This window comes from Falsiroseomonas oryziterrae, assembly GCF_021864505.1.
Classification (GTDB): domain Bacteria; phylum Pseudomonadota; class Alphaproteobacteria; order Acetobacterales; family Acetobacteraceae; genus Falsiroseomonas; species Falsiroseomonas oryziterrae.
In genome coordinates this window covers 1-12,849 of sequence record NZ_JAKJIB010000087.1, presented here as the reverse complement: position 1 = coordinate 12,849, position 12,849 = coordinate 1, and the positions used below count along the sequence as shown (strand labels likewise).

Sequence of the window (12,849 nt, the reverse complement as noted above, 5' to 3'; positions counted from 1 at the left end):
CGCAGCGCGCCCGCGGCGTCCGGCGCGCCGTGCGGGAGGCGATCCACTTCCGCCGGCCTGACGTCGTCGCCGCGCATTTCGCGCTCTACGCGCTGCCGGTGCTCGATCTCCTTCGCGGCCTGCCGCTGGTCGTGCATTTCCACGGGCCCTGGGCCCTGGAGAGCGCGATCGAAGGGCAGGGTCGCCTGGCCGTCGGGGTCAAGCGCGTGGTCGAGGCGCTGGTCTATCGGCGGGCGAGCCGCATCATCGCCTGCTCGGAGGCCTTCGGGCGGCTGCTGCAGGCGGACTACGGGGTGCCTGCCGCGGCGATCCGCGTGGTGCCGAACGGCGTGGATGTCGAGCGCTTCGCGGTGGCGATGAGCCGCGCCGAGGCGCGCGCGAGGCTCGGCTGGCCTGCCGATCGCCCGATCCTGCTGAGCGTGCGCCGGCTGGTGCGCCGCATGGGCCTTGGGAACCTTATCGAGGCGGTCGGGATGCTCCGCCGCACGCAGCCCGACCTGCTGCTCTGCATCGCGGGCAGCGGCCCGTTGCGCGCCGAGCTCGAGGCGCAGGTACAGGCGGCGGGCCTCGGGGACTCGGTGCGCTTCCTTGGCCGCGTCGCGGACGAGGACCTGCCGCTCGCCTACCGCGCTGCCGACCTCGGCGTGGTGCCGACTCTCGCGCTCGAGGGGTTCGGGCTCGTCGCGGCGGAATCGCTCGCGGCCGGCACGCCGGTGGTCGTGACGCCGGAAGGCGGGTTGCCTGAGGTGGTTGCGACGCTGTCGCCCGCTCTCGTCGCGGCCGGAACCGGCGCGGCGGAGATCGCGGCCGCGCTGGAGCGCGCCCTGTCCGACCCTGCGCGCCTGCCCGCCGCGGAGGACTGCCGCGCCTATGCGCGCGACCGCTTCGACTGGCGCCGTGTCGCCGCCGCCACCGCCGACGTGTACCGGGAGGTGGCTTGACCGTGGCCGACGGGCTCATCGCGACAGGCGCCGAGATTGCCGCGACCGCACCGCGCAGGCCGCGCCGCGTGCTGATGGTGAACCGCGTCGGCTTCCTGGGCGGCGTCGAGCGGATCCTGCTCACCCTCGGTGCCGGACCCGCTGCGCAGGGGTGGGAGGCGCTGCTGGCCTGCCCTGCCGTGGGCGGGCTCGCGGAGGCCGCTGGCGCGCAGGGCATCCGCGTCGTGGCCTGCCCCTTCGACCGCATGCGGATCACCGCCGACCCGCGCGTGCTGGCGCGCTATCCGGCGGCCTGGATGCGCTGCGCGGCCGCGCTGGAGGCGGCGTGCCGCGCCGAGCGGATCGACCTGCTCCATGCGCATCATCCGGTCTCGGCGCTGTATGCCATGCGTGCTGCGCGCCGCCTCCGCATCCCGATGCTGCTGCATGTGCACGAGACGCTGCCGGCACGCCCGCTCTATGCCGCGGCGATGCGGGTCGCGTTGCGCGGCGCGTCGGGCGTGGTCTGCGTCTCCGCCGCTGCGCGGGACCTCGCGCTGGCGCTCGGCGCCGATCCGGCGCGCTGCGCGGTCGTGCCGAACGGCGTGGATGCGCGCTTCTTCGCCGCCGAGCCGCCGGCGCCCGCGGCCGAGGTGCTGCTGGCTGGCCCGGGCCCGCATGTCGGCCTCTTCGCCGTGCTGGAGCCGCGCAAGGCGCAGCATGTGCTGCTGGAGGCGGCGGCGATGCTGGCCGGGCGTTTCCCGACGGCGCGCTTCTGGATCGTTGGCGCCGCGGCGCTGCAGGACAAGCGCGACTATGCGGACCGCCTGCGCCGCATGGCGGAGGCGGAGCTGCTGCGGGGCCGGGTCGTCATGACCGGCTTCCGGCCCGACATGCCGGCCTGGCTCGCCGCGATGGATGTCGTGGTCCAGACATCTGTAGCCTTGGAATCCTTCGGCATGGCGCTGGCCGAGGCGCAGGCGCTCGGCCGACCGGTCGTGGCCAGTCGCGTAGGCGGCATGCCGGAGGTGGTGATCGAGGACGAGACAGGGCTGATCGTGCCGCCCGCCGACGCGCCCGCACTGGCCGCGGCGCTGGTGCGCCTGCTCGGCGATCCGGCGCTGCGCGAGCGGCTCGGTCGCAAAGGGGAAGCGGCCGCGCGCCGCCGCTTCGCCCCGGAGGTCTTCCGCGCGCAGGTCGCCGCCCGCTACGACGCGCTGCTGCACGCCTGATGCGGGCGGCGGTGCCGTCCTTGCTACGATGGATCAGAGATACTGGTCCACCCGCGGGTCGAAGGCCGTGCCGATGACGAGGCCCATCGGACCGGCGATGTCCTCCCACTGCACGAAGCGGTACAGCGAGGAGGCGGCCGTCGTGGTCGCGTCGTGCGCGACGAACAGGCCCTGGGTGTAGTTCCCGCCCAGGTTCACGTTCGTCACGTCCAGCCCGTCGGTGAAGTTGACGTCTGCCGCGCCGCCCGGCTCGTCCAGCGTGAAGTGGCCGAGCCAGGCGCGGTTCACGCCGCCAGTCACGTCATAGACCTCGAACTGCGTCGGCTGCATCGCGCTGGTCTCGTTCTGCGACGAGGCGATGAGGTAGGTGATGCCGTTCGGGCCGTGGTAGAGCGCCAGTCCCTCTACGTCCGCCTCCATCTCGCCGGCAACGGTGCCGATGGCGACCCGCGCCGTGCCGCCATTCGCGCTGGCGTCGTAGCGCCACACCCCCGTGCTCTCCTCGCCGATATAGAGGACCCCGTTGCGGTCATCCACGACGAGACCCTCGGACAGCGAGCCCACCGGGATGGTGCGCACGTTGCTGCCGGTGATCTGGGAGCCGAGCGGCCCGGCGGCGTTCCAGTCGATCTGGAACTGATAGGTGTTCCCGCTGTTCCGGTCCGTCACATACGCATAGTCCTCGCCATCGACCCGGCCCAGCGCCATGCCATAGGGGTCGAAGCCGGTCGCGACCTGGCCGAGCTTGGTGAAGGTCCGCGCGGCGAAGTCGTAGCTGTAGAAGATCAACTGGTCCTTGGTGGAATCCGCGATGCCGACCAGCGACACCTTGGCTCCGTTCGCGGTCGGGAACTGGTAGAGCACGTCCACCGCGGTGACGCGGTTCCCCACATCGGCGTCGGCCAGGATCGCGCCATCGAGGTTGAAGGCGTAGAGCCGTCCCACCTGCGGGTCCTTGTCGATGCCCAGCACCACGGATTTCGTCAGGTCCGTCGGGTGCAGCAGGATGGCTGGGTCGTCCGCCATGTCCTTGCCCGCGGCGCCCGACACAGCCACCGGGGCGGAACTGCCGAAGGCGTCGATGTCGAGCGCCGTGCGCGGCCCTGCCGAGGTCGGCGTCGTCGTTGTCGTGGTGGGCGAGGTCGTGGTCGTGGTTGTCGTGGTGCTCGAAGTGCCGGTTTCGTAGGTGATGGTGAGGCGGGGCGCGGTGGCGCCCTGTGCGGACAGGAAGTCCCACCCGTCGTTGCCGAGCGGGAGCAGCGCCCAGCCATTGTTGGCGGCGCCGGCGGCCCAGGCCTGGACGCTCTTGGTGACGTCGATGGTGGTGGTGCCGAGGGCGCCGACGCGGCCGGTGGTGGCGTCGGGGGTGGAGCTGGCCTCGATGCCGTCGGGCTGGATGCCGTTGGTCATCGAGCTCCAGGTGGCGGTGTCGGCCCAGCTCTTGGTCATGCGGTGCAGGGCGGCGCCGTCGCCGGCATTGGTGGTCTGCAGGGCGAGGGTGGCGGAGAGGATGGTCGCGCCGAGCGGGACCTGGCCGGAGCCGGTGCCGAACAGCCCGTCGAAGCGGAGCAGGCCCTGCTGGTCCTGTCCGGTGCCGCTCGGGGCATCGCCATCGATACTGAGGCTGGTGGCGGTGGCCTGCGAGGTGGTGGCCGCCGCCTGGCGCAGCTCCGTGTCGCGCGTGCCGGCGTAGCCGTTCGCGCCCTGCTGGAAGCTCAGCGTCTTCGTCGTCGTCGGGCTCGGCAGCGGCGCCGTGACGGAGCCGTCCTTCTGGATTTCCAGCAGCACCGCGTGATCGGGAACGTCGAGGCGCAGGGTCGGCCCCGCGGCCAGCGTCGTCCTGGCGCCGGTCAGCGTGTCGGTCATGACGATGCTCTTCACGCTGTCGCCGAAGCTCAGCGTGATCGGCGCGGGCGGCACGTAGACCGGCTGGTTGGTGGCGGGATCGAAGACCTTCACGTCGTTCCAGAGCGCGAGCACGAAGGTGCCGTCCGAGCGCTGCAGCAGCAGGTCCTCGGCCGAGGCCGGCATGCCTTGCAGGCGGTAGTCCAGCGTCCCCGGCGTGAAGCTCGCCGCCGGGTCGTCGCGCACCACCGACATCAGCGTCTTCACGGCGTCGGCCGCCGGCTTCGGCGTGCCGTCGACGTGGAAGAGCCCGAGCGTCCTGTCCCACTTCGTCGGGTTCGCGAAGGGCTCGATCAGCTCGTAGAGGAAGGTGCGCTCGACGCCATGGGAGAAGAACTCGAGCAGGATGCGCGGCGTGTACTTCGCCTGCGCCTCCTCGGAGACTCGCCCCCAGGTCTCCGTGCCGCCGGTGTAGTAGCCGCTCTCGGTCACGACCACCGGCGCACCAGGCGCGTCGCGCTGCGCGGCGATGATCATCTGGTCGACAATCTCGCTCGGTGGCTTGCCGCTGTTGAAGTAGATGTGCGCGTTGGCGTAGTCGGCCGGCGCGCCGAGCGCACCGAGATTCCCGTTGGCGCTGGGGTAGGCGATGCTCGCCTGGAAGACCGGCAGCTTCACCAAGGTCGGGTTGGCCGCCACGGCGAGATCGAGGTCGCGCATATAGGCCGCTGCGGCCTGGTAGCCGGTCAGCCCGGCATAGCTGAAGGGATTGAGGTCGACCTCGTTCGGCCCCTCGATCGAGCGCACCGCGGTGCCGCGCCCTGCGATGAGGGCGAGCTGCTCCTGCATGGTGCCGAGCTCGGGCGACATCAGCAGGTTGAACTGGTAGCCGGCCTTGGCGAGGGCGTCGAAGCGCGGGCCGTCGGCGGTCTGGTGCATGGCGTCGCGCAGGTTGCGGATGCCGACATAGTCGAGCGCGCGCTGCACCTGCGCGACGTCGCCGTATCCGGTGCCGTACCAGCTGACATGGGTGTTGATGCCCGCCGCGTCCCAGAAGGTGCCCGCGCGCACGGCCTGCATCTCGCCCGGGCGCTCGGCCAGGTTCGGCGTGACGTAGATGGCATCGAGCTGGTAGCCCGACTCGCGGGCCCAGACATCGATCGTATGGGTGCCGGGCGTGGTGACGGTGATCGTCAGGCTCGGCTCGGTCATCCAGTCGTAGCCGAGGTTCGCGCCGATCAGCCCGTCGGAGCCGGTGAGGTCCTTGCCGTCGAAGCCGACGCGGAGCGTGTCGCTGTCCACCAGCTGCCCGGTCGCCTTGCCGCGCAGGAGGATGCGGTAGGTGCCCGCCTCCGCGAAGTCGACCGAGTAGCTGAGATGGCCGTCGGCGCTGACCGGAATGGTGCTGCCCGAGGAGGACAGGCCAGGGCGCACGGTGACCGCCATCTGGCCGGCGGCGGTCGGGTCGGCGGTGCGTTGCCAGGCGTACCCCGCGCTGGCGGCATCGAAGGCTTCGGCCTGGATGAGCGTGGAACGAGTGGTCGAAACGGTTGCAGACACGCAGGCACCTCGCGTAATTGTGAGTGCCGCCTGGCGGCACTCGCAACCTTTACGCGCATGATTGCGTATACTGTCAACCGTAGAATCGTATCCCGTTTACGATTTCGTGATCAGGCGGCTGCGTCAATGACCTGACGCGGTCGCGCGGCGTCGCCGGCAAGGTTCAGAGATCCAGGACGAGCTCGGCGCAGCCGGGCGCCGCGCGGGACACGCACGGCATCACCCAACCGACCTTCTCGTGCTCCATCAGCACGAGGTCACGATGGTCCGCGGAGCCGCCGAGCAGCCGGGTCCGGCAGGTACCGCAGGTGCCGGCCTCGCAGGACGAGGGCACGGCGTGGCCGGCGGCGCGAAGCGCGTCCAGCATCGTCGTGCCGACCGGCACCTCGACCGTCGTGCCGCTGCGGGCGAGCCGCACGCGGAACGGTGCGTCCTCGGCGCGTGGCGCGGCGGCGGCGCCGAAATCCTCGAAGTGGACGGCGGCGGATGGCCAGTGGCCGGTCATGTCGCGCACCGCCTGCATCAGCCCGCGCGGGCCGCAGCAATGCACGTGGCGCCCCTTCGGCTGCTCGAGCACGGGCCAGAGGTCGAAGGCGAGGTCCGGATCGCCGCCATCGTGGTGGAACACGACCTTCGATCCGAAGGCCAGCAGCTCGTCGCGGAAGGCGGTGTGCGCGGGGGAGCGGGTGAGATACCAAAGCTTCCAGGGCGGGCCGCCGGTACCCTCCAGCTCGTGGATCATCGCCATGATCGGCGTGATTCCGATGCCGCCGGCGATGAACACGCGCGAGACCGGCCGGCCCGACAGAGGAAAGTCGTTGCGCGGCGCGGTGCAGGGCAGAAGGTCCCCCGCCCGCAGCGCATCGCACATCGCGGCGGAGCCGCCGGCACCGCCCGCCTCCCGCTTCACCGCGATGCTGTAGGCGCCGGTGTCGTTCGGGTCGGAGCAGAGCGAGTAGCGGCGCACCAGCGCGTTCGGCGTGCGGACCTTCAGATGCGCGCCCGCGGTGAAGCCCGGCAGGGCAGCGCCATCGGGGTGAACGAGGTCGAAGCGATGGATGTCCTCGGCGATGCGCGCGGCGCCGGCGACGCGCAGCGGCGTGAAGACGTCCTCGACCACGCGGATCCTCGCTGCTTGTCCTCGCCGGAAGGCAGCCACATAGTTAGGAACCTAAGCAATACGCGGCAAGGAGGACGCCCATGCTGACCGCCGCCGAGAACGAGCTGCTGTGTCGCGTCGAGGGCGACGCGCCGATGGGCCGGCTGATGCGCGCGCATTGGCTGCCCGTCTGCCTGTCCGAGGAGGTGGACGAGCCGGAGGGGAAGCCGGTGCGCGTGCGCGTGCTGGGCGAGGACCTCGTCGCCTATCGCGACGCCGAGGGCCGTGTCGGCCTGGTCGGCGAGTTCTGCCCGCATCGCAAGGCGAGCCTCGTCTACGGGCGCAACGAGGAAGGCGGGCTGCGCTGCCTCTATCACGGGTGGAAGGTGGACGCCGACGGCAACGTCGTGGAGATGCCGAGCGAGCCGCCCGAGGCCTGCGCGGCGGCGAAGTTCAGGCATCCCGCCTATCCCACCGCCGAGGCGGGCGGCTTCGTCTGGGCCTGGATGGGGGCGCGCGAGGCGATGCCGGAGTTCGAGCCGCCGCCCTTCGCGCCGACGCCGGAGACGCGCGTCGCGATCGGCACGGCGCGCGTCGCCTGCAACTGGGCGCAGGTGGTGGAGGGGCAGATCGATTCCGCGCATTCGTCGTCGCTGCATTCGTCCGACATGGTGCCGGCCCGCGTCGGGCGGGCGGGGGCGAACGCCAAGAACTGGACGCGGCCCAGCACGGACAAGGCGCCGCGGCTGCAGGTGCAGTTGACCTCCTACGGCTTCCGCTACGCGGCGATCCGCCGGCCGATCCAGAACGCGGCGACGCATGACTACATCCGCATCACCACCTTCGTCGCGCCGGTGATCAGCCTGATCCCTCCGAATGCCAGCTACAACGTCGCGCAGGTGACGGTGCCGGTGGACGACCACACCTGCATGTTCCACTTCATGGCCTGGGGCGACGGGCCCGACGTGCCCTCGACCGCCGAGTGGCGGAAGTTCCTCGCGCTGACGCCGGGCGTGGATGTCTTCCCCGAGCGCGGCTGGGCGCGGCTGCGCACGCGCGACAACGACTACCTGCAGGATCGCCACTTCATGCGGGCCGGCAACTTCACCGGCATTAAGGGCATCCCCGCGCAGGACATGGCGATGTGGGAGGGGATGGGCGCGATCGCGGACCGCACCTCCGAACGGCTCGGTGCGTCCGACGTCGCGATCGTGCAGTGGCGGCGGCTGATGATCGAGGCGGCGAAGGCGGTGGCCGAGGGCGCGCCGGCGCTCGGCCGCACCGAGCCGCGGGTGCCTCTGAAGGACATCGCGAGCTTCGAGGGCGTGGTGCCGAAGACGGTGGATTGGCGGACGCTCGGCACGACGGAACTCGAGCGGTCGCGATTCGTCGGGGCACCTCCGGCGCAGGCCGCGGAATGAGCCGCCTGCAGCTCTCCGTCGCGGTCGGTCCCTATGACCGGATGATGCCCCTCGTGCTGGGCGAGGTGCAGATCGACGCGGTGGACCCGCACTTCATGTTGCTCGAGCCGGAGGAGATTTTCTTCCGTGCCATGCGGCACGAGGCCTTCGACATCTGCGAGCTGTCGCTGTCCTCCTATGCGCTGCGGGTCGCGCGGGGCGACAGCCCCTATGTCGCTGTGCCGGTGTTCCCCTCGCGCGCCTTCCGCCACACCTGCATCGTGGTGCGCACGGATCGCGGCATCCGCTCGCCGGCCGATCTGCGCGGCAAGCGGATCGGCATGCCGGAATACCAGCTGACGGCGAATGTCTGGGCGCGGGCGATCCTCGAGGAGGAATACGGCGTGCACCAGCGCGACATCGCCTGGGTGCGCGGCGGCTACGAGACGCCGGGGCGGATCGAGAAGCTCTCCGTCGCGCTGCCCGAGGGCGTGCGCGTGGAGGACGCGCCGGCTGGGAAGACCATCTCCGGCATGCTCGCCGATGGCGAGCTCGACGGCGTGATGGGGCCGCGCGCGCCCTCCTGCTTCGAGCGCGGCGACCCGATGATCCGTTGGTTGTTCGAGGACCCGACGACGGAGGCGATGGCCTGGTATGCGAAGACCCGCATCTTCCCGGTGATGCATGTCCTCGGCATCCGCAGGACGCTCGTCGAGCGGCATCCATGGCTGCCGGGCGCGGTCGTGAAGGCCTTCGAGCGGTCGAAGCGGATCGCGCTGGAGCGGCTGACCGACACCTCCGCCACCAAGGTCACGCTGCCCTTCGTGGAGGAGAACCTGCGCCGGGCGCGGGCGATGATGGGCGAGGATTTCTTCAGCTACGGCCTCCGGCCCAACCGGCACGTCTTCGAGTGGTTCCTGCGCCACCACCATGCGCAGGGGCTCTCCGACCGTGTGCTGGCGCCGGAGGAGCTGTTCCACCCGAGCACGCTCGAAGCCCACAAGGTGTAGCGCTCAGCGCTGCGGGCCCGGCAAGGTCGCGGTGCCGCGGATGCCGGGCGCCGGCTGGCCGACGGGCGGCAGCGCCGGACGGGGAGCCGGCATCGGAAGCGCTGCGGCCGGTGGCAGGACGGGCGGTGGAGCCGGTGCCACGAGCGGCGGCAGAGGACCGCCCGAGAAGGGCGGCGGCACGAAGGATGTCTGCGGCGGTTGCACCGCGGCAGGGCCATGCGGCCAGCCGCCCGGTCCCTGCGGCGGTCGCGGCCAGGCATGCGGGTGGACCGGAATGAATACCGGGTAGGGCACCAGCACCTGCGTCTCGAGCACCACCGACGGCGCCGGGCGCGGCGCCTCGGGCGGCGCGTTGGGGCGGACGATGCTGCCGGGCTCGGGCGATTCGCCGGCAAGCCAGCCGACCAGCGCGGCCTGCGGTCCGGCCGGCCCGAGCCGCGCGAGCCCTTCCGGCGGGACGAAGGTGGCTTGGCCGGCCTCCGTCGGGACGGTGCCCGCCGTGGTGGCAAGGCGCGCACTGCCGGTGAACACCGACAGCCGGGTGGGCCGGATCGCGTCCCCGGCCTCGACGAGGTAGCGGCCGGGCGTGCGCAGCTCGGCGACGCCGCGCGGGGTGGCGACCTGCAGCGCCGCGCCCGGCAACTGGGTCACCACCAGCGCCAGCGTGCCGCTGTTCAGGATCAGTTGCGACGCCGTCGTCTCGAGCCGCGCGAGATCCAGCGCGCCGCCGGAGTCGAGTGCGACCAGCGTCCCCGGCAGCGCGGCGACGAGGCGTCCGCCCGGACCGGTGCGGAGCGCGGTGCCGGCGGGGAGGACCGCACCCTGCTGGAGGCCCGACCAGCCTGGCGCGCCCGGCCCCCGCGCGGCCGCCGAGCCGGAGGCGAGCTCGATGCGCGCCGCAAAGGGCGTAGGCGCCTGCGCCGCGGCTGGCATGGCGAGCACGAGCAGGAGAGCAAGCAGGGCGCGCATGGCGCGGTGCGGGACCTCCGCGAAGCGGAGGACAGGCTACGCCAGGGCGCGACGCGACGCGAGCGTCAGCGTGGCGCCAGCCGATCCATGCCGAGATCGCGGCGCGACAGGGTTTCGTTCGCAGCGAGCAAGGGCGGGATGGCCGGGGCCACGCGGGCGCCGAGCGCGACGAGGTCGCGCTCCACCGCCTCCATCGCCTCGGCGAGCTCGGCGCGGAAGGTGGCCTCGTCCACGGTCGTGAGGCGCCCGGCGCGCAGCACGACGCGGCCATCCACCAGCACGGTGTGCACGGCGCGGCCGGCCTCGGAATAGACCAGCTGGCGCGTGGCGCTGGCGAAGGGCTGCCAGGCGAGGTCGTCGAGGTCGAGCAGCACCAGGTCGGCGCGCATCCCCGGCACGAGGGCGCCGATCTCGCCCGCGAGGCCGACTGCCCGGGCGCCGCCGGTGGTCGCCGCCTCCACCGCGTCGCAGGCCAGCACGCCGGTCGGATTGGCGTCCGAGCCGGCCGCCAGCAGCGTGGTCAGCTTCATCGCCTGGAACAGGTTCTGGCAGTCGGAGCAGGAATTGTTGTCGCAGCCGAGCGCGAGCCGCACACCGGCGCGCTTCAGCGCCGCGACCGGGGCGACGCCGTTCTTCAGCTTGAGATTGGCGAGCGGGTTCAGCACGACGCCGGTGCCTGCCTGGGCCAGCGTTGCGATCTCGGCCTCCGTGATGTGGACGCAATGCGCCAGCGTGGTGCGCGGCGTCAGCAGCCCGGCCTCGCGCAGCGCGGTGATCATGGAGCCGTCGGGATAGATGCGCCGCGCCTTTGCCAGCTGCGCCCGCGTCTCGTAGACATGGGTGAAGACCGGCAGGCCGTGCGTGTCGGACAGCGCGGCCAGTCCCTCGAGCAGGCGCCGCGAGCAGCGCTGCGGACCGGAGGCGGCAAGCGCCCAGTGGCGGCGCGGATGCGCCGCGACGCGGGACAGCTGCGTGGCGACGAAGTCGAGATCGGCGCGCGGGTCGCGCGGCGCGCCGCCGACGATCGCCGCGACTTCGGGCGGCAGGTCAGCAGGCAGGAAGGGCGCGATGTCGAGGTCGGGCAGGTCGCGCAGCGCGGCGGCGAAGACCACGCGGATGCCGGCTTCCTCGTAGGCCGAGAGGATGACGTCGAGCGTCTCCTCGTCCTGCGGGACGAGGCTGTTCATGTCCTGCACGGTGGTGATGCCCGCGCGCAGCGCCTCCATCGCGCCGAGCAGGGTGCGCAGGCGCAGCTCCTGCTTCGACCGCGTGCCCCAATAGGCCGGCTGGGAGTGCAGCGCCCAGACATCGAAGGGCGTGTCCTCGAAGCGACCCTTCAGCAGCGCGTCGTAGGAATGATAGTGCGCGCTGACGAGCCCCGGGATCAGCAGCTTCCCGCGCGCATCCAGGATCTCGACGCCGGGCGAGAGCAGCGGCGGGTCGTCGAGCCCGGCGATCGCCGCGATGCGCGCGCCTTCGACCAGGACGTCGGCGACGGGTGGGCGATGCGGGTCGGCGCCCGGGCGGAGCACCCGGGCGCCGCGGATGAGGAGCGTCACCGCTGGCGCGCCGCAGTCCGTCAGCTCTGGGTCGTCGGCACGTCGCGTGCGTCTCGTGGCGGCAGGAAGGCGCGGCTGAAGACCTCGGCCGGCGCCGGCGTGCGCGGGAGGGAGAACACCTCGACCGTCTGGCCGATCGCGCGCGTCAAGCGGGCCTCGTCGAGGTCGCCGAGGCCGAGGCGGCGCGTCTCGTCGGTCGCCATGGCGACGCGCCAGGCATATTCGATGCGGCCCTGCTCGACGCCCAGGTTGATCGTGGATTCGACGCGCTGCATCAACTGCGCGCCGAGGGCCGGATTGCGCACCACCTCGCCCATCGCGCGGTTCACCGCGGCAACCAAGCTGCGCACCGCGTTCGGGTTGTCACGTGCCAGGCGCTGGCTGACCATGACACCGTTCGAATAGGCTTCGATCCCGAAATCAGCGAACATGAACCAGCGGAAGTCGCGGTCGGGATTCATGCCGAGGCCGATCAAGTTAGGCCAGGAGGTCAGCGAGAAGGCGGCGACCGCATCTACCTGATCGCGGATCAGCATTGGCTCCTGGAGCGTGGGCGACATGTTGACGATGCGCACGCGCGACGCGTCGATCCCGTTCAGCCGCGCGAAGAGCGGGAACTGCGCCAGCGCGGCGGAGCCGGTCGGCCCGCCGAGGCTTCGGCCCTCCAGGTCGCGGGGCCCACGGATCGGGCTCCCTGCCTTCACCAGGATGGCGAAGGGCGCGCGGTTGTAGATCTGGTAGACCATCAGCGGCTGCTCGCCGGGGCGGTTGGCTGCCTGCTGGATGATCGCGTTCATGTCGCCGAAGCCCGCATCATAGGCACCGGACATGACGCGGGTGATGGTCGCCGCCGAGCCTTCGCCCTGGTCGATGGTGACGTCGAGCCCAGCCTCGCGGAACCAGCCGCGCTCGCGGGCCAAGTAGTACCAGGAATGGATGCCCTGGAAACGCCAGTCGAGAGTGAAGCGGATCGGTGTCAGCGACTGCGCGATGGCCGGCGCGGCGAGGAGCGTGGGCGCGGCGAGCAGCGCGCGGCGGGAGAGGGGCATGGCGGCATCCCTTCGGTCACGCGGCGAGGTGCCGCGGCCCGGGTGAAAGCAACCGCCATGCCAGCAAGTGAAGGGCGCGCCTGCTTCGGAGGCGCGGCCCGTGTGGGGGTCAGCTCCGCGCGGCGGCGGCCGGGGCCGCGCCGGCCAGGCCCTGCAGCGCGGTGCCGGTGGCTCGGCCTGGCGCCGCGGGCGCGCTCACCTCGGCG

Annotated in this window: 9 protein-coding genes; 4 read left to right on the top strand and 5 right to left on the bottom strand. The window is 71.9% G+C overall.

The genetic code is table 11. From position 1 onward, the window contains the following. On the top strand, window positions 1-941 hold a 941-nt coding region (locus tag L2I40_RS09600), incomplete at its 5' end, for a glycosyltransferase family 4 protein (RefSeq protein WP_237214682.1). A gap of 2 nt (window positions 942-943) precedes the next feature. Then, window positions 944-2,152, top strand: a complete 1,209-nt coding sequence (locus tag L2I40_RS09595) for a glycosyltransferase family 4 protein (RefSeq protein ID WP_237214681.1) — start codon at window positions 944-946, stop codon at window positions 2,150-2,152. Window positions 2,153-2,185: 33 nt separating this feature from the next. On the opposite strand, the gene L2I40_RS09590 is transcribed toward L2I40_RS09595, so the two are convergent. Both L2I40_RS09590 and L2I40_RS09585 read right to left on the bottom strand, forming a co-directional pair. Beyond that, complete coding sequence (locus L2I40_RS09590; protein ID WP_237214680.1) at window positions 2,186-5,557, bottom strand: phytase; 3,372 nt, start codon at window positions 5,555-5,557, stop codon at window positions 2,186-2,188. A gap of 163 nt (window positions 5,558-5,720) precedes the next feature. Further along, window positions 5,721-6,677 (bottom strand): PDR/VanB family oxidoreductase, encoded by a 957-nt coding sequence (locus L2I40_RS09585; RefSeq protein WP_237214679.1) that lies wholly within the window; start codon window positions 6,675-6,677, stop codon window positions 5,721-5,723. Between the two features lie 80 nt (window positions 6,678-6,757). On the opposite strand from L2I40_RS09585, the gene L2I40_RS09580 reads away from it, so the two are divergent. Together L2I40_RS09580 and L2I40_RS09575 are read left to right on the top strand one after the other, a co-directional pair. Continuing rightward, window positions 6,758-8,077, top strand: a complete 1,320-nt coding sequence (locus tag L2I40_RS09580) for a Rieske 2Fe-2S domain-containing protein (RefSeq protein ID WP_237214678.1) — start codon at window positions 6,758-6,760, stop codon at window positions 8,075-8,077. Beyond that, window positions 8,074-9,066: a PhnD/SsuA/transferrin family substrate-binding protein gene (locus L2I40_RS09575; protein ID WP_237214677.1), complete on the top strand. Its 993-nt coding sequence runs from the start codon at window positions 8,074-8,076 to the stop codon at window positions 9,064-9,066. Before L2I40_RS09580 ends, L2I40_RS09575 begins: the two co-directional genes overlap by 4 nt. Window positions 9,067-9,069: 3 nt before the next feature. On the opposite strand, the gene L2I40_RS09570 is transcribed toward L2I40_RS09575, so the two are convergent. The 3 genes from L2I40_RS09570 to L2I40_RS09560 all read right to left on the bottom strand — a co-directional run bounded on the left by L2I40_RS09570 (window position 9,070) and on the right by L2I40_RS09560 (window position 12,643). Further along, window positions 9,070-10,035: a hypothetical protein gene (locus L2I40_RS09570; protein WP_237214676.1), complete on the bottom strand. Its 966-nt coding sequence runs from the start codon at window positions 10,033-10,035 to the stop codon at window positions 9,070-9,072. 65 nt (window positions 10,036-10,100) lie between these two features. Continuing rightward, complete coding sequence (locus L2I40_RS09565) at window positions 10,101-11,594, bottom strand: amidohydrolase family protein (RefSeq protein WP_237214675.1); 1,494 nt, start codon at window positions 11,592-11,594, stop codon at window positions 10,101-10,103. Window positions 11,595-11,614: 20 nt separating this feature from the next. Then, complete coding sequence (locus L2I40_RS09560; protein WP_237214674.1) at window positions 11,615-12,643, bottom strand: ABC transporter substrate-binding protein; 1,029 nt, start codon at window positions 12,641-12,643, stop codon at window positions 11,615-11,617. Between the last annotated feature and the right edge of the window lie 206 nt (window positions 12,644-12,849).